We start from the raw sequence: 20,113 nt of genomic DNA, 5'->3' as shown, positions 1-20,113 counted from the left end.
ACGCCGGGGTCACGCCCCCGGTCCGTCCCGGGTCAGCCGTGTCCGCCCGCGCGCACGAGCCCCGTCTCGTAGGCGAGCACGACCACCTGCACCCGGTCGCGCAGCCCCAGCTTGGTCAGGATGCGCCCGACGTGCGTCTTCACGGTCGCCTCGGACAGCACGAGGCGGGCCGCGATCTCGCCGTTGGACAGGCCCTGCGCGACCAGGACCATGACCTCGCGCTCACGGTCGGTGAGCCGCTCCAGCTCCTTGTGCTGCGGCTGCTTGCCCGCGCTGGGCAGCATCGGGGCGAAGCGGTCGAGCAGGCGCCTGGTGGTGGAGGGGGCGACCACGGCGTCGCCGCTGTGCACGGACCGGATGGCGGTGAGCAGCTCTCCCGGGGGCACGTCCTTGAGCATGAAGCCGGAGGCGCCGGCCTTCAGCCCGGAGAAGGCGTACTCGTCGAGGTCGAAGGTGGTCAGGATCAGCACCTTCGGCGGATTGGGATCGGAACAGATCCGCCGGGTCGTCTCGACGCCGTCCAGCTTCGGCATGCGCACGTCCATCAGGACCACGTCGACCGCGGTGGTGCGCAGCACCTGGAGGGCCTCGACCCCGTCGCCCGCCTCGGCCACGACCTCCATGTCCGGCTGGGCGGCGAGCACCATCCGGAAACCGGTGCGCAGCAGCACCTGGTCGTCGACGAGCATGACTCGGATCGCCATCGGGGTCCTCTTCCCTCTCCACCAAAGGCCGAAAAGCTTTGGGAACAGCCAGAAACAGTCGGAAACGGTCGTTACAGGTGTCAGTGGGCCGTGGTCAGTGGGCCGGTTTCAGCGGCAGCAGCGCGCTGATGCGGAAGCCTCCACCAGGCCGCGGTCCCGCGTCCAGGGTGCCGCCGACCATACCGACGCGTTCGCGCATGCCGATCAGGCCGTGACCCTGGCCGTCGGCGCCGCCCTCCTCGTACAGCTCGTGGGGCGCGCCCTTGCCGTCGTCCTCGACGAGCAGGCCGAGGCCGTCGTCGAAGTAGACCAGACGCACGCTCGCACCGGTGTTCGGACCGCCGTGCTTGCGCGTGTTGGTGAGCGCCTCCTGCACGATCCGGTACGCCGTGAGCTCCACACCGCTGGGCAGCGGGCGCGGGGTCCCCTCGACCTTGAAGTCGACGGGGAGGCCCGCGGTGCGGCACTGCTCGATGAGGTCGTCGAGCTGTTCGACGTCGGGCTGCGGCACGTACTCGCCGCTCTCCTGGTGCTCGCCGGTGCGCAGCACGCCGAGCAGCCGGCGCATCTCGGCGAGGGCCTGGCGGCCGGTCCCGGAGATGGTCTCCAGCGCCTTCTTGGCCTGGTCCGGCGCGGTGTCCATGACGTAGGCGGCGCCGTCCGCCTGGACGACCATCACCGAGACGTTGTGCGCGACCACGTCGTGCAGTTCGCGTGCGATCCGGGCGCGCTCGGCGGCGACGGCGACCTTGGACTGCGCCTCGCGCTCCTTCTCCAGGCGCGCGGCCCGCTCCTCCAGCTGGGCGAGGTAGGCACGGCGGGTGCGCAGGGAGTCACCGAGCACCCAGGCGAGCGCGAAGGGCACGGTCTGGAAGACGGCTATGAGGACGACGTTCAGGCCGCCCGCCTCCTGGGCGGGCCAGCGCAGCTGCGAGAGGAACCCCGCGCAGAGGCCGCCCGTCAGCGCGAACCGGGAGGCCCAGCGGGCGCCGTCCGCCGCGACGGTGAAGATGATCACCATCATGGCGAAGTCGGCGGGCATCACCTCGACGTCGGTGATCAGCTGGAGAAGGCCCAGCACAGCGGCCAGGACGAGCATCTTCTCGGGCATGCGGCGGCGCAGCGCGACGACGACGCACAGGAGCACGGCGATCGGGAACGCCACGGCGGGCGCCCCGTGCTGCTCCGGTGCCCCGTTGACGCTCACGAGGTTCGCGCAGGTGATCCCGAACAGGACGACGGCCCAGAAGCTGTCGACCCATGTCGGGTGCCTGCGGAGGAAGTCATAGAGGCGCTGCACGTAACCCAGAGTAGGGAAGCGTGCAGTGTGCAGGGGTCAACCGGAGGGTCGATCCGCAACCGGTGCTCGTACTCCCCAAGGTGGAGGCTCACCCCTTCCTGACGGCTGAAGCCCCCTGGTTCCTGACGGCTGAAGCCCCCTGGCGGTCCGGTCCCGGACCCGGTCGGCCGGTACGGGTGTCCGTACCGTCGCGGCGCCTCCCGCCGGGCCTTCCCGCCGGGCCGGACCCCACTGTCCGGGCCCGCCCAGAGAGCCCGGCAGGCCCTAGCCTGGCCCGGTGAGACCTGAGGCGGCGGGCGAGTGGCGGGGTTGGCGCGAGGCGACGGAGGAGGCGCTGTACGGGCCGTACGGCTTCTACCGCAGGCCCGAGGGCCCCGTCGGCCACTTCCGCACCTCGGTGCACGCCTCCCCGCTCTTCGCCGGCGCCGTGGCCCGGCTGCTGTGCCGGGTCGACGAGGCGCTCGGCCGCCCGGCCCGGCTGGACTTCGTGGACATGGCGGCGGGCCGCGGCGAGCTGGTGACCGGCGTGCTCGCCGCGCTCCCCGCGGAGGTGGCCTCCCGCACGCGCGGGTACGCGGTCGAGCGCGCCGACCGCCCCGCGGGCCTCGATCACCGGATCGAGTGGTCGGCCGCGCCCCCGCAGGGGATCACCGGGCTGCTGTTCGCCAACGAGTGGCTGGACAACGTGCCCGTGGACGTCGTCGAGGTCGACGCCGCAGGAGTACGGCGCCTGGTCCTCGTACGGGAGGACGGCACGGAACGTCTCGGGGAACCGGCGGCGGGAGCGGACGAGCGGTGGCTGCGGCGCTGGTGGCCGCTGCCCGCGGAGGCCGCGTCCCCCGCGGGCGCGCGTGCCGAGATCGGGCTCCCCAGGGACACCGCCTGGGCCGCCGCGGTGGCGAGCCTGGACCGCGGGCTCGCCGTCGCCGCCGACTACGCGCACGTCGCCGCCGGCCGACCGCCCTTCGGGACGCTCACCGGCTTCCGGGAGGGCCGGGAGACGGCGCCGGTGCCGGACGGGTCGTGCGACATCACCGCGCACGTGGCGCTCGACGCGTGCGCGCTGCCCGGAGGCCGTGCGACGACGCAGCGCACGGCGCTGCGCGCGCTGGGCGTGAGCGGTGCGCGCCCCCCGCTCGCGCTCGCCTCCACGGACCCGGCGGCGTACGTGCGCGCGCTGGCGGGCGCGGGGGCCGCCGCCGAGCTCACCGCGTCCGGGGGCCTCGGCGACTTCGGCTGGCTGCTCCAGCCGGTCGGGATCCCGACGGCCGGTTTCGACGACCTGTTCGCTCCCGGAGACCCGCAGGCGCCCTGAGGCGCGCGCGTCCCGGCACGACGGGAGGCACCGGACCCGACGGAGGCCGGACCCGGCGGCCACGACCCAGCCGGGCGGGAAATCCCGGCCCAGCGGAAAGCCCGGCCCGGCGGAAAGCCCGGCCCGGCGGGAAGGGGCCGGGAGGGACCCGCCCGGGGGTCCTACTTGTCGATGTCCCCGACCACGAAGAACAGCGAGCCCAGGATCGCCACCATGTCGGCCACCAGCGTGCCCGGCAGCAGCTCGGTCAGCGCCTGGATGTTGTTGTACGAGGCAGAGCGCAGCTTCAGCCGGTACGGGGTCTTCTCGCCCTTGCTGACCAGGTAGTAGCCGTTGATGCCGAGAGGGTTCTCGGTCCACGCGTACGTGTGGCCCTCGGGCGCCTTCAGGACCTTGGGCAGCCGCTGGTTGACGGGCCCCGGCGGCAGCTCGGCGAGCCGGTCGAGGCAGGCGTCCGCGAGGTCGAGCGCGTTGTGGGTCTGCTCCAGGAGGCACTCGAAGCGGGCCAGGCAGTCGCCCTCCTGGCGGGCGACGACCTTCAGGGTGTCCTGGAGGTCCCCGTACGCGAGGTACGGCTCGTCCCGGCGCAGGTCGAAGTCCACCCCGGAGGCGCGCGCGATCGGCCCGCTCACCCCGTACGCGTGCACGGTCTCCGGCGCGAGCACCCCGACACCGCGCGTACGCCCCCGGAAGATCTCGTTGCCGAGCACCAGGTGGTCGTAGATGTCCATGCGCGAGCGCAGCGCCGCGACGGAGGCACGCGCGCGTGAGGTCCATCCGGCGGGCAGGTCCTCCTTGAGGCCCCCGACCCGGTTGAACATGTAGTGCATGCGCCCGCCGGAGATCTCCTCCATGACGTGCTGGAGTTCCTCGCGCTCGCGGAAGGCGTGGAAGATCGGCGTGATCCCGCCCAGTTCCAGCGGGTACGAGCCGAGGAACATCAGGTGGTTCAGGACGCGGTTGAGCTCGGCGAGCAGCGTGCGCATCCACACCGCCCGCTCGGGGACCTCCATGCCGAGCATCCGCTCCACGGCGAGGACCACGCCCAGCTCGTTCGAGAACGCGGACAGCCAGTCGTGCCGGTTGGCGAGCATGATGATCTGGCGGTAGTCGCGCGCCTCGAAGAGCTTCTCCGCCCCGCGGTGCATGTAGCCGATGACCGGCTCCGCGTGCTGGATCCGCTCGCCGTCGAGCACGAGCCGCAGCCTCAGCACGCCGTGGGTCGAGGGGTGCTGGGGGCCGATGTTGAGCACCATGTCGGTGCTCTCCGCGGCGCCGCCGATACCGACCATGGTCTCCGTCGTAGGAGTCATGGTGACAGTCTCTCGTACGTACGCTTGCCGTATGGAGACGGGGACCACGGAAATCGCCGGGGCGGAGCCGGTCTGGACCGGACTGCCTCCCGGGCTGCTGCGGATGCGGCGGCTGCTGCTTGTGGTGTGGCTGGGGCTGCTGACGATCGCGGTGGGCCTGCTGACCGGGCTGCTCGTCGCCCCCGTCTGGGCGGCCTTCGCCCTCCTCCCGCTCGCCCTGATGGCGTGGGGCTGGCACATGCTGGGGCGCAACTGGCGCTCCTGGCGGTACGCGGAGCGCGCCGACGACCTGCTGATCAGCCGAGGCGTGCTGTGGCGCGAGGAGACCGTCGTGCCGTACGGGCGGATGCAGCTGGTCGAGGTGACCTCCGGGCCCGTCGAGCGGCACTTCGGGCTGGCGAGCGTGCAACTGCACACGGCGGCCGCGGCGACCGACGCGTGCATCCCGGGCCTCGACCCGGCCGAGGCCGAGCGACTGCGCGACCGGCTGACCGAACTCGGCGAGGCACGATCGGCGGGGCTGTGACGACGCCGCTGCCGGACCCGGAGGGCGCCGTGCCACGGGACGGGGCCGAGGCCGCCGTGCCACGGGACGGGGCCGAGACCACCGCGCCACGGGACGGGGCCGAGACCGCCGCGCAACGCGACGGCTCGAAGGGCGCGGAAGGCGCCGTGCCGGGGGGCGGGCCTCCCGCGGAGCGACGGCTGCACCCGTTCACCCCCTTCCGGCGGGCCTGGGCGCCCGTCGCCGTGATCGCCGGATGGGCCGTGCACGACCCCAACCAGGCGCAGGAGCAGCTGACCAGGCTCACCACGACCGCGCTGCTCGTCGGGCTCGCCGTGTTCGTCCCGGGCGCCGCCCTCTACGGCTTCCTCAGCTGGTGGTTCACGCACTTCGCGGTGACCGGCACCGAACTGCGCATCCGCACGGGCCTGTTGTTCCGCCGCACCGCGCACATCCGGCTCGACCGGCTCCAGGCCGTCGACGTCACCCAGCCGCTGCTGGCCCGCGTCGCGGGCGTCGCCAAGCTCAGACTCGACGTCATCGGCACGGACAAGAAGGACGAACTGGCCTATCTGGGCGAGGGCGAGGCCCGAGCACTGCGCGCCGAACTCCTCGCCCGTGCGGCGGGGTTCGCGCCGGAGACCGCCCATGAGGTCGGTGAGGCCCCGGTGCGGCGGCTGCTGCACGTACCGCCCGGCGTCCTCGCCGTCTCCTTGGTCCTCACCGGCGCGACCTGGGGCTCGCTCGCCGCCGCGGTCGTCGTGCCGCCGCTGCTGTGGTTCGCCACCCACAGCGTGTGGACGGTCCTCGCGACCGGGTTGCCGCTGCTCGGCGCGGCGGGCGCGAGCAGCGTGGGCCGGTTCGTGGGCGAGTACGACTGGACGGTGGGCGAGTCGCCGGACGGCCTCCGCATCGACCACGGGCTCCTCGACCGCACGCACGAGACGGTGCCGCCGGGTCGCGTGCAGACGGTGCGGATCGTCGAGCCGCTGCTGTGGCGGCGGCTCGGCTGGGTGCGCGTGGAGCTGGACGTCGCCGGGTCGTCGAACTCCGTGCTCGTGCCCGTCGCCCCGCGCGAGATCGCCGAGTCGGTGATCGCCGAGGTGCTGCCCGGGGTGACGGTGCCGTCGTCCCTGTCCCGGCCGCCGCGCCGGGCCGGCTGGTGCCTGCCGGTCTGGTGGCGGGGGTACGGGCTCGCCGTGACCGACACCGTCTTCGCCGCCCGGCACGGACTGCTGCGCCGCAGTCTCTCGCTCGTGCCGCACGCGAAGGTGCAGAGCGTACGGCTGACGCAGGGGCCCTGGAAGCGCCTCAGGAGGGTCGCCGACGTCCATGTGGACACGGGGGCCGACAAGACCGTGACGGCTCGGCTGCGGGACGCCGAGGAGGCGGCGCGTCTGCTCCAGTCCCAGGCCGACCGTTCGCGGACGGGCCGGCGGGAGGCGCTGCCGGACCGGTGGATGGCGTGAGGGCAGTGGCGCCCGGCCACCGCCCTCGTCCTGGTACCGCCCGCCCCGTCTGCCGGGCCCCGCTCGCACCACGTCACGCGCGCCGCCCGCGCGGCTGACGGGCGGCGGTGCTCCGTTCTCAGGAGACCGCGCCGCGCGGACCTCTCAGGAGACCGCGCCGCGCCGGACTCGCAGCGGAGCGCGCCGCGCCGGACTCTCAGAAGACCGGCCCACGCGGCACTCTTCGGGCACCGCACCACACCGGACTCCTCGGAAGACCGCGCCGCGCGGACCTCTCAGGAGACCGCGCCGCGCCGGACTCGCAGAAGACCGGCCCACGCCGGACTCTTCGGAAGACCGCGCCGCGCGGGACTCGTCAGGAGACCGCGCTGCGCAGCACGCCCACGTCGATCTGCTCGGTCTCGTCGTGCGCGGTCAGGTCGATGACCTGTCCGACGCCGCGGGCCGCTTCGTCCGCCGGCTTGAACCCGGCCTCCGCCTCGGCCTTGTGCAGGGCGAGCGCCTCCTGGCCGACCACGTCGGCGAGGTCCTCGTTCTGCACGGCCTCCAGCGCGTCCGCGGACGACTCCTTCTGCGTGCCGAAGAAGTCGAAGCCGCCCTCGACCGAGGGGCGCCGCACGGGGGCGGCCGGTGCCACGGCCACCGCCGTCGGCACGGTGAAGTGCCCTCCCGAGGAGGGCTTGGCGGGCAGCGCGGCCCGGGGCTGCTGCGCCGACGGGGACGACTGGGCGGGCACGGGCTGCTTCGCGTCGGCGGTCGCGTGCTGGTGCTCGCCGACCGCCTCGGGCTTCCCCTGCGCCTCACCCTCCTCCGCCACGGCGTCCGTGGACGGACGCGCCTCCCCGCGGGCCGGGCCCGCCTTCGGGGGCTCCGCGCTCGCGGCGTGCGACGCGGATCCGCCTGCGGCCGGCTCGCCCTTCGCGGACCCGACGGCCTTCAGGGACGCGCCCCGAGGGGCGTCGCCCTTCGCGGCGGTGGCACCGGACTCCTCCGAGCCGGACCTCTCCGAGCCGGACTCCTCCGTCTCGGAGGACGTCACCTCGCCCGGCGCGGACGCGGTCGTGGTCTCCGCCTCCGAAGCGCCGCTCGCGATCCGGCTCAGCGCCGCGTTGGCCCGCAGGAAGAGCGAGGAGCCCGCCGGGGAGAAGACCTCGGGCGCCTCCGGCGCGTCGGCGTCGTCCGCCGCGGACTCGGGGGCCTCGGCCGGCTCGGCGGTCTCGGTCCCGGGGACCTCGGCAGCCAGGCTCTCGGTCGCCTCGGGCGTGCCCTCTTCGGGCGTGCCCTCCTCGGGCACCGCCTCCGGAGCCGTCTCGGGGGCCGTGGACTCCGGCGCCGACCGTGCGGCGGGCAGCGCGCGGGCCGGGACGGTGGCCTCTATGGCGAGCTGCCGACGGCCCTCCAGCGCGGTCGCCCGTTCGGTCTCCGCCGTGGCGTAACGCCGCAGCAGCGCGGCGTGCTCGTTGCGCAGGCCCGCCAGCTCCGAACGCTTCGCGCGCAGCCTGTGCTCCAGCTTGGTGCGCAGCGCGCGGGACTCGTCGAGGTCGGCCTCCAGTTCGGCGACGCGTTCCTCGTGACGCCACTCGTCGCTCGCCCGCGCGCGCGTGAGGTCGGCGACGCTCTTGCCCGCCTCGGCGTCCCATCGGCGCATGACGACCGCGCCGACGACCGCCGTCAGCGCGGCACCGGCGGCCAGCGCACGGAGCACCACCGGCTCCGTGAACAGCCATGGCCCCACGGCACAGACGAGCGAGACACCGGCGATCGCCGAAGGAGGCAGCAGCCTGTGCAAGGGCGGGGAATGGCGGTGACGTCCACGTGGCATGGCCAGAAACTTACCGCGCGTAGGCGAATCTTGGAGCCCCGCCCGGTAAAAACACGGCTACTGCGAAGCGCATGGCCGCGAACGCGCGGAATGAGAGCGTCCCGCATTCGCCCCGGGGAACGTGTTCGATCTTGATCTCGACTTCCGGAGTTCGAAAAGGCTCCCCTGCCGGACCCTCGCGCGAAGGGGAATTCGGGCCCGCCTCAGCGGTCGCTGAGCCGTCCGCTGATCCATTGCAGGGTCGCCGGGATCTCCCGCCGCCAGGTGTTGAAGTTGTGGCCGCCGCTGTCGAGGATGATCGACGAGATCCGGGTGTGCCGATTGGACTTCACGAGGTCGATGAAGTGCAGCGTGTCCTGGTAGTTGGACTCGCCCGACCTGCTGCTGCTGACGAGCAGTGAGGTGTCCGGCGCGGGCCTGTTCTTCAGGTACCAGCGCAGGTCGGCGCTGTCCCGCACCATCTTGTCGCCGCGGAAGAGGTCGCCGGTCGTGGGATCGATCGGCGCCTTGTAGTACGCCGAGAGACCGGCCCCGGCCGCGTACGCCCCGGGATGGTGGACAGCCAGTTTCAGTGCACAGTAACCGCCCGTGGAATCGCCGACGACGCCCCAGCTCCCGGGTTTCCTGCCCACCCGGTAGTGCGCGGACACGGCGTCCGGAAGGTCCTTGGCGAAGAACGTCTCCGTCTGCGGACCACCGGGCACGTCCACGCACTCGGTGTCCCGCGGAGGCGCGACGGTCGGCCGCAGCATGACGAGGATCATCGGCTGCATCTTGCCGTTCTTGGCCAGCCTGTTCGCGGTCTGCGGGTAGTGCAGTGCCTTGATGAGCGCCTCGGCGGTGCCCGGGTATCCGGTGAGGACGGTGACTGCGGGAAAAGTGCGGGCCCGGTACTGCGGCTGGAAGTACTCCGGGGGCAGATAGACGTACGCCGGTGTGGCGATGTGCGTCGTACGGCCGACGACCGTGACCTTCTGGATCTGGCCCCCGATCCGGGGACGGGAACCGCCCGACACGTTCACCTGTTGGGTGTCGACCACTTGAAGGGGTCCGCCGCCCGCACCCGCGGTGCCGTTGTGGTCGACGACCACGCCCTGGCCGCTCTCCCGGCCGAAGAGGTCCGCCCAGCTGGCGTAGAACCCGAAGGCCTGGTTCACGCAGAGGCCGACCGAGGCGAAGACGGCCACCTGGGTGGCCAGCAGCAGGCCGATCCGTCCGCTGACGGCCCGCCAGTTCCCGCGGGCCAGCCGCGGCCACCACCACACCGTGCCGACGAACAGCAGCACGGCGAACAGCACCGCCACCACCAGCACCTTGTTGCTCGTCAGACCCATGGGCTGTTCCGCCTGCGCTTTCCGTCCCGGATCCGCATCGCTCCTTCGCGCGTGCTTGCCCCGGACTTTCCTTGCCTTTTGAAACGGCTTTCCGAAGGGGAGTGAACCTGTCTCCCCAAGACACCGTCCTAGAGGGCGCAATGTCGCCGGATGCCTGATTTGGCACCGGATCCAAGGTCTCTCGCGGAACTACGGGATGCGATGTCTGTCAGGATAGATGGGGAATTGTCGGGCGAGGTTCCGAGCCGAACAGGCGGGACACGGGGCATACTCCGGGGTCCGCGTCCCGAAGCCGTCCCCGCCCTGGTCGCCCGGGCCTGCACGCTCGTCGGACTCCTGGACGTCGCCGCCGGCGTCTTCCCGCGCTTCCGGCGCAGCCGCATGCACGCCATCGCCGAGGTACTGCCCGGCGCCCTCGGCCCGTTCGCCGCCGCGCTCTCGCTCAGCGCGGGCGTGCTCCTGCTGCTGCTCGCTCACGGGCTGCGCCGCCGCAAGCGCCGGGCGTGGCGCGCCGCGGTGGTCCTGCTGCCCGCGGGTGCCGTCGCGCAGTTCGCGTACCGCCACTCGGTCATCGGCGTCGTCATCTCCGCGGCCCTGCTCGCGCCCCTGCTGCGGCACCGGGGCGAGTTCGGGGCCCTGCCCGACCCGCGCAGCCGGTGGCGCGCGCTCGCCAACTTCGTCCTCATGGGCGCCGGTTCCCTCGTCCTCGGACTCGTCATCGTCAGCGTCCACGAGAACCGCATGGTCGGCGACCCGAGCCTGGCCGACCGCATCCAGCACGTCCTGTACGGCCTGGTCGGCTTCGAGGGGCCCGTCGACTACAGCGGGCCCACCTCCTGGACGGTCGCCTTCTCGCTCGGCGCCCTCGGCCTGCTGACCGCCGTCACCACCATCTATCTGGCCTTCCGTCCCGAACACCCCGCAGCCCGCCTCACCGAGGACGACGAGGCCCGGCTGCGCGCCCTCCTGGAGAAGCACGGCGGCCGCGACTCCCTCGGCCACTTCGCGCTCCGCCGCGACAAGGCCGTCGTCTTCTCGCCCAGCGGCAAGGCCGCCGTCACCTACCGCGTGGTCTCCGGGGTGATGCTCGCCAGCGGCGACCCCATCGGCGACGTCGAGGCCTGGCCCGGCGCCATCGAGCGCTTCATGGACGAGGCGAGGGCGCACTCCTGGACACCGGCCGTCATGGGCTGTTCGGAGACGGGCGGCGAGGTGTGGACCCGCGAGACCGGGCTCGACGCCCTCGAACTGGGGGACGAGGCGGTGGTGGACGTCGTGGATTTCTCCCTGGCCGGGCGCGCGATGCGGAACGTGCGCCAGATGGTGAAGCGCATCGAGCGGGCTGGTTACGAGACACGGGTACGGCGCATCCGTGACCTCGGCGAGGGCGAACTGGACCGCATACGACGCGCCGCGGAGGCCTGGCGCGGCACGGACACCGAGCGCGGCTTCTCCATGGCGCTCGGCCGCATCGGCGACCCGGCCGACGGGGACTGCCTGATCGCCACCGCCCACAAGGCCGACGCCGAACCCGGCCCCTACGGCGACCTGAAGGCCGTCCTCCACTTCGTGCCGTGGGGCACGGACGGCGTGTCGCTCGACCTCATGCGCCGCGACCGCTCGGCCGACCCGGGTATGAACGAACTCCTCATCGTGGCCGCGCTCCAGGCGTCCCCCCGGCTGGGCATCGAGCAGATCTCCCTCAATTTCGCGATGTTCCGCTCGGCACTGGCCCGCGGCGAGAAGATCGGCGCGGGGCCGGTGCTGCGCGCCTGGCGGGGACTGCTGGTCTTCCTGTCGCGCTGGTTCCAGATCGAGTCCCTCTACAAGTTCAACGCCAAGTTCCGCCCGCGCTGGGAGCCCCGCTTCGTCGTCTACGCGTCCTCCCGCGACCTCCCCCGCATCGGGTTCGCGGCGATGCAGGCGGAGGGCTTCGTGAACCTGGCCCTGCCCCGCCCACTGCGCCGCCGTTCCCCCGCACCCCGGCCGTGCGGCCACGCGCTGGCCGAACACGGCATCAGGGCGGCCTAGGAGGTGTCGTGGCCCGGCCTCGGCGTGCGCCGTCCCACCCGGCCGGCCCCGCTCGGGCCACCGGCCCGCACGTGCCACACGTCCGCCGGTCCCCGCGGACGTGTGGCACGAACCTCGCAGAACACCTGAATACATCCGATAAGAACCATCCGAGGAAACCCCCGTCGGCAGGACGGAAGCACCCCCGCCCGCCGCGGGCGAAACGGCCCCCGTCAGGAGGCCTAGGCTGGACGTATGAGCAATGAGCGCGGGCGCGGCCGAGTCGTGGGGCTGCCGACGTGGGACCGCTGCGCGGTCATGGGCGTCGTCAACGTCACCCCCGATTCCTTCTCCGACGGAGGCCGCTGGTTCGACACGACGGCAGCGGTCAAGCACGGCCTCGACCTGGTCAGCGAGGGCGCGGACCTCGTCGACGTGGGCGGTGAGTCCACCCGCCCCGGCGCCACCCGCGTCGACGAGGCGGAGGAGCTCAAGCGGGTCGTCCCCGTCGTCCGCGGCCTCGCCTCCGAGGGCGTCACCGTCTCCGTCGACACCATGCGCGCCTCCGTCGCCGAGCGGGCCCTCGCCGCCGGCGCGGCCCTCGTCAACGACGTCAGCGGCGGTCTCGCCGACCCCGCGATGATCCCTGCCGTCGCGTCCGCCGGTGCCCCCTTCGTCGTCATGCACTGGCGCGGCTTCCTGGAGGGTGGGAACGTGCAGGGGGCGTACGAGGACGTCGTCGCCGAAGTCGTCGACGAGCTCCACGCGCGCGTGGAGGCCGTGCTGGCCGGCGGAGTCGCCCCCGACCGGATCGTCGTGGACCCGGGGCTGGGCTTCTCCAAGGACCCCGAGCACGACCTGGCCCTCCTCGCCCACCTCGACCGGCTGCGCGACCTCGGTCACCCGCTGCTCGTCGCCGCGTCCCGCAAGCGTTTCCTGGGCCGCGTCCTGGCGGGCGCCGAGGGCGCTCCGCCCCCGGCCCGCGAGCGGGACGCCGCCACCGCCGCCGTCTCCGCGCTCGCCGCCCAGCAGGGCGCCTGGGCGGTCCGTGTCCACGAGGTCAGGGCCACCGCCGACGCGGTACGGGTCGCCCGCGCCGTCGAGGGAGCCCGGTGAGCACCCCGCGGACCGACGTCGAGCAGGTCGAGCTCGCCAACACCGCCTTCTACGAGGCGATGGAACGGGGCGACTTCGAGGAGCTGTCCTCGCTGTGGCTGGACACGGAGCCCGGCGGCATCGACGGCGAAGGCGCGGTGGTGTCCTGCGTCCACCCCGGCTGGCCGGTCCTCAACGGCCGCGGCGAGGTGCTGCGCTCGTACGTGCTGATCATGGCCAACACCGAGTACATCCAGTTCTTCCTCACCGACGTGCACGTCTCCGTGGCCGGCGACACGGCGCTGGTGACCTGCACCGAGAACATCCTCAGCGGCGCCCCCGCCCCCGAGGACAGCGACGAGCTGGGCCCGCTGGTCGGCCAGCTCGTCGTCGCCACGAACGTGTTCCGGCGCACCGCCGAGGGCTGGAAGCTCTGGTCTCACCACGCCTCCCCCGTCCTCGCCGAATCCAACGAGGAAGAGGACGAGAACACCGCCGGTTGAGTGGGCGGACGGCCCACAGGAACCAAGAAGTGGTTGGAATCACCAGTCGCGGGGTAGAGGCGGCTACCAACCCGTGAGCCGCCGCGTTCCCCAGGGGAAACGCCGGGTGAAGCCTCGCCGCCTTCGCCCGGGCACCCGCCCCCGTGGGCGATCGCTGTCAGTGCCCGCAGGTAGATTCGTTTGAGGCCGGTGTGCCGACCGCACTCGGTTCACGGCCGCCGCTACCGACGATTGCAGGAGTGATTCGCGTGGATCGTGTCGCGCTGCGCGGCCTCAAGGCCCGCGGGCACCACGGTGTCTTCCAGAAGGAACGCGAAGAAGGCCAGACCTTCATCGTGGACCTGACACTGGGCCTGGACACCCGGCCGGCCGCGGCCGACGACGACCTGGCGAAGACCGTGCACTACGGCATCGTGGCGGAAGAGGTCGTCGCCGTCGTCGAGGGCGAGCCCGTCGATCTCATCGAGACGCTCGCCGAGCGCATCGCCCAGACGTGTCTGAAGCACGAGGGAGTCCAGGAGGTCGAGGTCTGCGTCCACAAACCGGACGCTCCGATCACGGTCCCCTTCGACGACGTGACCGTCACCATCACCCGGAGCCGAGTATGACCGCCTTCTTCACCGAGGGTCAGAGCGACCCGACCGTACAGCCGGTACCCGCCTCCGTGGTGGAGCAGGTGGACGCCGCCGACACGACCCTGAGCAACCCCAAACGCGCCGTGATCTCCCTCGGCTCGAACCTGGGCAACCGCCTGGAGACCCTCCAGGGCGCCATCGACGCCCTGGAGGACACCCCCGGCGTCCGCATCAAAGCGGTCTCCCCCGTCTACGAGACGGAGCCGTGGGGCGTCGAGCCGGGCAGCCAGCCGTCGTACTTCAACGCGGTGGTGGTGCTCAAGACCACCCTCCCCCCGTCCTCGCTCCTTGAGCGGGCGCACGCGATCGAGGAGGCCTTCCACCGCGTGCGCGACGAGCGCTGGGGCCCGCGCACGATCGACGTGGACATCGTCGCGTACGCGGATGTCGTCTCCGAGGACCCGGTCCTGACCCTCCCTCACCCGCGTGCCCATGAGCGGGCCTTCGTCCTCGCCCCGTGGCACGACGTCGAGCCCACGGCCCAGCTCCCCGGTCGCGGACCCGTCGCCCAGCTCCTCACCGTGGTCGCTCGGGAAGGTGTCGCGCCCCGCGCCGACCTGGAACTCCGGCTGCCCGAGTAGTCGTTAAGGTCAAGACGACCACGGGCCCGACGACCGAGCGCCGGACCGGACGACCGCCTGTCGGCGGGCCAACCGAAGGGGCAAAGTGAAACAGCTGCGCATCAGGACGCTGGCCGCCGTGTTCATCGTCGCCGGCGTCCTGTCCTGGGCGGGCGCCCGCCTGTGGAACGCGGTGGGCACGCTCCCCAGGGTCCCCCTCGCCGCCCCCATCGTCCTCGCGCTGATCGCCGTGGTCCTGCTGGCCACGGCGCTCTCGCTGCGCGCACGCCTCAAGGCCCAGCGTGAGCGGCGCCCCGGCGCCAAGGGCGTGGACCCCCTGATGGCGGCCCGCGCGGTCGTCTTCGGCCAGGCGAGCGCCCTGGTCGCCGCCCTGGTCTCCGGGATGTACGGCGGCGCGGGCGTGTTCCTCCTGGAGTCCCTGGAGATCCCCGCCATCCGCGACCAGGCCATCTACGCCGGGCTGTCCGTCGTCGCCGGAATCGGCGTCATAGCGGCCGCCTTCTTCCTGGAGCGGGTCTGCAAGCTCCCCGAGGACGACGACAGCGACGGCGGCACGGCCCCGGCCGCGTGAACGTCCGCCCCGCCCGACGAGCGGGACCACCGGCCGGCGACGGCCCCCCACAGCACGATCCCCCTCCGGTCGGCGAGTCGTTCGCCGACCGGAGGGGGAGCTGTTCACAGGGGACCGGACACCACCGGGGATCCGGTCAGCGCGCCAGTATCAGGCTCATCGCCTCGGCACGGGTCGTGGCGTCCCGGAGCTGACCGCGCACGGCGGAGGTCGTGGTCTTGGCGCCCGGCTTGCGGATGCCCCGCACCGACATGCACATGTGCTCGGCCTCGATGACGACGATCGCGCCCCGCGCGTCCAGGATCCGCATGAGGGAGTCGGCGATCTGCGTGGTGAGCCGCTCCTGCACCTGCGGACGGCGGGCGAACACCTCCACCAGCCGCGCGAGCTTCGACAGTCCGGTGATCTTGCCCGACTCCGCCGGGATGTAGCCGACGTGCGCCACACCGTGGAACGGCAGCAGGTGGTGCTCGCACAGGGAGACGATCTCGATGTCCTTCACCAGGACCATCTCGTCGTGACCGAGGTCGAAGGTCGTCGTCAGGACGTCCTCGGGCTCCTGCCGCAGACCCGCCAGGAGCTCCCTGTACGCCCGCGCCACACGTCCCGGCGTCTCCTTGAGGCCCTCACGGTCCGGGTCCTCACCGACGGCGATGAGGAGCTCCCGCACGGCGTTCTCGGCACGCTTCTCGTCGAACTCGCCGATCACGCCCTCGCCGTCCAGCGTCACGGGGTCGGTCATGTGGTCCTCGTTCCTGTGGATCTTGCGCGTGCACGTCGACGCGTCCAGACATGCGGGCGTATCAAACGAAAGCCGCGCCCCCCAGGCTAGAACCTGGGGGGCGCGGCTTTCATTCCGGGCCTGGTGGGGGCGCCGGGAGCCCTGATCAGCTCTCGGTGCGGTCCTCCGTGGCGGCGTCCGTCGCGGGGACGGACTCCGTCGCGTTGGCGATCGCCGGCGTCGCGCCGTTCGCGCCGTTCGTCAGGGACAGCTCCTTGGGGGAGAGCACCGGCGGACGGGTGGACGGGGTGCGCCGGGACGAGCCGGTCCACGCGGGGCGGGCCGGACGCTTGACGATGGGGGCGAAGATCTCGGCGATCTCCTCCTTGCCCAGCGTCTCCCTCTCCAGCAGCTGGAGCACCAGGTTGTCGAGCACGTCGCGGTTCTCGACCAGGATCTCCCAGGCCTCGTTGTGCGCGTTCTCGATGAGCTTCTTGACTTCCTCGTCCACCAGCGCGGCGACCTCTTCCGAGTAGTCGCGCTGGTGAGCCATCTCACGTCCGAGGAAGGGCTCGGTGTTGTCGCCGCCGAACTTGATGGCGCCGAGACGCTCGGTCATGCCGTACTGAGTGACCATCGCGCGGGCCGTGGTGGTGGCCTTCTCGATGTCGTTCGCGGCGCCGGTGGTCGGGTCGTGGAAGACGAGCTCCTCCGCGGCGCGCCCGCCCAGCATGTACGCGAGCTGGTCGAGCATCTCGTTGCGCGTGGTGGAGTACTTGTCCTCGTCCGGCAGGACCATCGTGTAGCCGAGGGCACGGCCGCGCGACAGGATCGTGATCTTGTGGACCGGGTCGGAGTTCGGGGACGCCGCCGCGACCAGGGCGTGTCCGCCCTCGTGGTACGCGGTGATCTTCTTCTCCTTGTCCGACATGATCCGGGTCCGCTTCTGCGGGCCCGCGACCACACGGTCGATCGCCTCGTCCAGCATGGAGTTGTCGATCAGCTTGCGGTCGCTGCGGGCGGTGAGCAGCGCGGCCTCGTTGAGGACGTTGCTCAGGTCCGCACCGGTGAAGCCCGGGGTGCGGCGCGCGACGGCCGACAGGTCGACGTCCGGAGCGACCGGCTTGCCCTTCTGGTGGACCTTGAGGATCTCCAGACGGCCCTGCATGTCCGGGCGGTCGACCGCGATCTGGCGGTCGAAGCGGCCGGGGCGCAGGAGAGCCGGGTCGAGGATGTCGGGCCGGTTCGTGGCGGCGATCAGGATGACGCCGCCCTTCACGTCGAAGCCGTCCATCTCGACGAGCAGCTGGTTCAGGGTCTGCTCGCGCTCGTCGTGACCACCGCCGAGGCCGGCGCCGCGGTGGCGGCCGACCGCGTCGATCTCGTCGACGAAGACGATCGCCGGGGCGTTCGCCTTGGCCTGCTCGAACAGGTCACGGACTCGGGAGGCACCGACACCGACGAACATCTCGACGAAGTCGGAACCGGAGATCGAGTAGAAGGGGACGCCCGCCTCGCCCGCGACGGCGCGCGCGAGCAGCGTCTTGCCCGTACCGGGAGGCCCGTAGAGGAGCACACCCTTGGGGATCTTGGCCCCGACGGCCTGGAACTTCGCCGGCTCCTGGAGGAACTCCTTGATCTCCTGGAGCTCCTCGACCGCCTCGTCCGAGCCCGCGACGTCGGAGAACGTCGTCTTCGGGGTGTCCTTGGTGATGAGCTTCGCCTTGGACTTCCCGAAGTTCATGACCCGGGAGCCGCCGCCCTGCATCTGGTTCATCAGGAACAGGAAGACGACGACGATGAGGACGAAGGGGAGCAGGGACAGCAGAATGCCGACGAACGGGTTCTGCTTGGACGGCGAAACCGTGTAGCCGTCCGGGATCTGCTTGTTCTGGAACTTGTCTTGAAGGACCCCGGCGAGGGTCACGCCCTGGTCGCCGATGTAGCTCGCCTGGATCTTGGAGCTGCCGTCGACCTTCTCGCCGTCCTTCAGCGAGACCTTGATGATCTGCTCGTCGCCGGTGGTGAGTTTCGCCGACTCGACCTTGTTCTCATTGATCGCCTGGACCACCTGGCCGGTGTCCACCGTCTTGTAGCCGCCGGACGAGCCGACGACCTGCATCAACACGACCACGGCAAGGACGGCCAGCACGATCCACATGACCGGCCCACGGAAGTATCGCTTCACGTCCATCCATACGGAGCGGTGCCGCCCCGTCCCTCCTGCCATAGTGAGTTTGATAAAGACTGTTCTTCGGACGGTACCCCAGCATTGTCACCCGAAGCCGCAGGGGACTGCTGGCAATCCCGCCTACGCATGCTCCAACGGCGCGAAACCCGCTGGGGTTCCCGAACGTCTTACAAGGACTGAGCCACCCCGCGAAGGGCGGGCGGTCAGCCGCCGTAGACGTGAGGCGCGAGCGTACCGACGAACGGGAGGTTGCGGTACTTCTCGGCGTAGTCGAGGCCGTACCCGATCACGAACTCGTTGGGGATGTCGAAGCCGACCCACTCCACGTCGATCGCGACCTTCGCCGCCTCCGGCTTGCGCAGCAGCGTGCACACCTTGAGGGAGGCGGGCTCGCGGGAGCCGAGGTTGGAGATCAGCCAGGACAGGGTCAGCCCGGAGTCGATGATGTCCTCGACGATCAGGACGTGCTTGCCCTTGATGTCGGTGTCGAGGTCCTTGAGGATCCGCACGACGCCGGAGGACTGCGTCCCCGCGCCGTACGAGGACACGGCCATCCAGTCCATGGTGACCGGGGTGGACAGCGCACGCGCCAGGTCCGCCATGACCATGACGGCGCCCTTGAGGACTCCGACGATCAGCAGGTCCTTGCCCGCGTACTCCGCGTCGATCTTCGCCGCCAGCTCGGCCAGCTTCGCGTCGATCTCTTCCTTGGTGATGAGCACCGACTTGAGGTCGGTGCCCATGTCTTTCGCGTCCACCCGCATTCACTTTCGGTCGTCCCACCGGCTGACCGGTCCTTCCCGAAGGGGAGACCGGGCGCCTCACTGGGGGGCGCGATTTCAGCCTTGCCGAATCACCAGTCTGCCACCCTGTCGCTGAGCGACGACTTTGCCCGGGAGATTGATGGCCTTCTGGCCGCGCCATCCGGTGATCAGCCGGTCGACTTCTTCGATGTGCCGGGCGAAGAGCGAACCGGCCGGTGCGCCTGCCTCGATGGCGGCGCGGCGCAGGATGCGGCGGCGTACGGCGGGGGGCAGGGCGTAGAGCTTGGCGCACTCCAGGAGGCCGGCCGCGTCGCGTACGGACGCCTCGGCCTGGCTGGCCCACGCGTCGAGGGCGTCGGCGTCGTCGCGGGAGAGCTGGGCCGTACGGGCGAGGGCCTCGACGACCCCCTTGCCGAGCGCCTTCTCCAGGGCGGGCAGGCCTTCGTGGCGCAGCCGGGAGCGGGTGTAGGCCGGGTCGGTGTTGTGCGGGTCGTCCCACACGGGCAGCGACTGGACCATGCAGGCCTTGCGGGCGGTCTGCCTGTCCAGGTGCAGGAACGGGCGCCGGTAACGGCCGTCGGCCCCCGAGACCGCGGCCATCCCGGACAGGGAGCGGATGCCGGAGCCGCGGGCGAGACCGAGCAGAACCGTCTCCGCCTGGTCGTCGCGGGTGTGGCCGAGCAGGATCGCGGTGGCGCCGTGCCGCTCGGCGGCGGAGTCCAGGGCGGCGTACCGGGCGTCGCGGGCGGCGGCCTCGGGCCCGCCGTCGCGGCCGACGGTGACGGCGATGCACTCGGCCGGGGCGAGTCCCATCTCCGTGAGGCGCAGCACGACTTCCTCGGCGCGCAGGTCGGAGCCGGTCTGCAGACCGTGGTCGACGGTGATGCCACCGGCGCGGATGCCGAGTTTGGGGGCCTCGAAGGCGAGGGCGGAGGCGAGCGCCATGGAGTCGGCTCCGCCGGAGCACGCGACGAGGACGAGCGGCGTCGAGGGCTGCTCGTGGCGGGGTCGCGCGGGCGGGAGGGTGCGCCGTGTACCGGGGGCGGGCACGCGCTCGGCGTCGGGGGGCGAGGGGCGCGTGACACCGTGAGCGGGCGCGCGCCCGGTGTCGGAGGCGGGCGTGTGCTCGGTGATGATGTCGTGGAGTACGCGGCGTACCGCCAGGCGTATCGCCGCGACCGCAGGATGGGGACCCATGTCCGGTTCCCTTCATGAAGTTTTCGGGGGGTGAGCCCGGGGTCGGTCACTCAGAGTGTGTAGATGGTGACAGAACCGGGCCG

General features: G+C 71.9%; 18 protein-coding genes. 9 read left to right on the top strand and 9 right to left on the bottom strand.

All coding sequences use genetic code 11. The annotated features are described in order from the left end of the window. Positions 1-32 precede the first annotated feature (32 nt). The gene (locus BKI49_RS20625) at positions 33-704 is read right to left on the bottom strand and encodes a response regulator transcription factor (protein WP_028799059.1); all 672 of its coding nucleotides are present in this window, start codon (positions 702-704) and stop codon (positions 33-35) included. 94 nt (positions 705-798) lie between these two features. Next, positions 799-2,004 (bottom strand): sensor histidine kinase, encoded by a 1,206-nt coding sequence (locus tag BKI49_RS20620; RefSeq protein ID WP_095935729.1) that lies wholly within the window; start codon positions 2,002-2,004, stop codon positions 799-801. A 277-nt stretch (positions 2,005-2,281) separates the two neighbouring features. Here BKI49_RS20620 and BKI49_RS20615 point away from each other — a divergent pair, with 277 nt between their 5' ends. Further along, positions 2,282-3,319 (top strand): SAM-dependent methyltransferase, encoded by a 1,038-nt coding sequence (locus tag BKI49_RS20615; protein WP_095935728.1) that lies wholly within the window; start codon positions 2,282-2,284, stop codon positions 3,317-3,319. 161 nt (positions 3,320-3,480) lie between these two features. Here BKI49_RS20615 and BKI49_RS20610 read toward each other — a convergent pair whose 3' ends face one another. Continuing rightward, entirely contained in the window at positions 3,481-4,632 is a 1,152-nt protein-coding gene (locus tag BKI49_RS20610) for an NADH-quinone oxidoreductase subunit D (RefSeq protein WP_095935727.1), read from the bottom strand. Positions 4,633-4,663: 31 nt separating this feature from the next. Between BKI49_RS20610 and BKI49_RS20605 the strand changes: the two genes are divergently transcribed. Together BKI49_RS20605 and BKI49_RS20600 are read left to right on the top strand one after the other, a co-directional pair. Continuing rightward, positions 4,664-5,158 (top strand): PH domain-containing protein, encoded by a 495-nt coding sequence (locus tag BKI49_RS20605; RefSeq protein WP_095935726.1) that lies wholly within the window; start codon positions 4,664-4,666, stop codon positions 5,156-5,158. A gap of 146 nt (positions 5,159-5,304) precedes the next feature. Then, a complete protein-coding gene (locus BKI49_RS20600) occupies positions 5,305-6,606 on the top strand; it encodes a PH domain-containing protein (protein WP_095935812.1) in 1,302 nt (433 codons plus the stop codon). 355 nt (positions 6,607-6,961) lie between these two features. Here the strand turns inward: BKI49_RS20600 and BKI49_RS20595 are convergent, their stop codons facing one another. Together BKI49_RS20595 and BKI49_RS20590 are read right to left on the bottom strand one after the other, a co-directional pair. Continuing rightward, positions 6,962-8,428 (bottom strand): hypothetical protein, encoded by a 1,467-nt coding sequence (locus BKI49_RS20595; protein ID WP_095935725.1) that lies wholly within the window; start codon positions 8,426-8,428, stop codon positions 6,962-6,964. A 203-nt stretch (positions 8,429-8,631) separates the two neighbouring features. After that, positions 8,632-9,762 carry an alpha/beta hydrolase gene (locus BKI49_RS20590; protein WP_095935724.1) on the bottom strand — a complete coding sequence of 377 codons (1,131 nt, stop codon included), beginning with the start codon at positions 9,760-9,762 and terminating at the stop codon, positions 8,632-8,634. Between the two features lie 225 nt (positions 9,763-9,987). Here BKI49_RS20590 and BKI49_RS20585 point away from each other — a divergent pair, with 225 nt between their 5' ends. The 6 genes from BKI49_RS20585 to BKI49_RS20560 all read left to right on the top strand — a co-directional run bounded on the left by BKI49_RS20585 (position 9,988) and on the right by BKI49_RS20560 (position 15,157). Next, positions 9,988-11,793: a phosphatidylglycerol lysyltransferase domain-containing protein gene (locus BKI49_RS20585; protein WP_095935723.1), complete on the top strand. Its 1,806-nt coding sequence runs from the start codon at positions 9,988-9,990 to the stop codon at positions 11,791-11,793. Positions 11,794-12,027: 234 nt separating this feature from the next. Beyond that, positions 12,028-12,888, top strand: coding sequence for a dihydropteroate synthase (folP, locus tag BKI49_RS20580; protein ID WP_095935722.1), 861 nt, complete (start codon positions 12,028-12,030; stop codon positions 12,886-12,888). Beyond that, complete coding sequence (locus BKI49_RS20575) at positions 12,885-13,370, top strand: nuclear transport factor 2 family protein (RefSeq protein WP_095935721.1); 486 nt, start codon at positions 12,885-12,887, stop codon at positions 13,368-13,370. The genes folP and BKI49_RS20575 overlap by 4 nt, the downstream gene beginning before the upstream one ends. 248 nt (positions 13,371-13,618) lie before the next feature. Then, on the top strand, positions 13,619-13,978 hold the full coding sequence (folB, locus tag BKI49_RS20570) for a dihydroneopterin aldolase (protein WP_095935720.1): 360 nt from the start codon (positions 13,619-13,621) through the stop codon (positions 13,976-13,978). Continuing rightward, a complete protein-coding gene (gene folK / locus BKI49_RS20565) occupies positions 13,975-14,586 on the top strand; it encodes a 2-amino-4-hydroxy-6-hydroxymethyldihydropteridine diphosphokinase (protein ID WP_095935719.1) in 612 nt (203 codons plus the stop codon). Before folB ends, folK begins: the two co-directional genes overlap by 4 nt. 85 nt (positions 14,587-14,671) lie before the next feature. Then, complete coding sequence (locus BKI49_RS20560) at positions 14,672-15,157, top strand: DUF3180 domain-containing protein (protein ID WP_095935718.1); 486 nt, start codon at positions 14,672-14,674, stop codon at positions 15,155-15,157. 136 nt (positions 15,158-15,293) lie between these two features. On the opposite strand, the gene folE is transcribed toward BKI49_RS20560, so the two are convergent. From folE to tilS, 4 genes are all read right to left on the bottom strand, one after another. Beyond that, complete coding sequence (gene folE, locus BKI49_RS20555; protein ID WP_095935717.1) at positions 15,294-15,899, bottom strand: GTP cyclohydrolase I FolE; 606 nt, start codon at positions 15,897-15,899, stop codon at positions 15,294-15,296. A 145-nt stretch (positions 15,900-16,044) separates the two neighbouring features. Then, a complete protein-coding gene (ftsH, locus tag BKI49_RS20550) occupies positions 16,045-18,072 on the bottom strand; it encodes an ATP-dependent zinc metalloprotease FtsH (protein WP_095935716.1) in 2,028 nt (675 codons plus the stop codon). A 200-nt stretch (positions 18,073-18,272) separates the two neighbouring features. Continuing rightward, the gene (gene hpt, locus BKI49_RS20545) at positions 18,273-18,833 is read right to left on the bottom strand and encodes a hypoxanthine phosphoribosyltransferase (protein WP_010986089.1); all 561 of its coding nucleotides are present in this window, start codon (positions 18,831-18,833) and stop codon (positions 18,273-18,275) included. Positions 18,834-18,908: 75 nt separating this feature from the next. After that, positions 18,909-20,030, bottom strand: a complete 1,122-nt coding sequence (gene tilS, locus BKI49_RS20540) for a tRNA lysidine(34) synthetase TilS (protein WP_095935715.1) — start codon at positions 20,028-20,030, stop codon at positions 18,909-18,911. Positions 20,031-20,113 lie beyond the last annotated feature (83 nt).

Source organism: Streptomyces sp. Tue6028 (assembly GCF_002300165.1).
In the GTDB taxonomy this organism is placed as follows: Bacteria; Actinomycetota; Actinomycetes; order Streptomycetales; family Streptomycetaceae; genus Streptomyces; species Streptomyces siamensis.
This window is presented reverse-complemented; position numbering and strand designations above follow the sequence as displayed.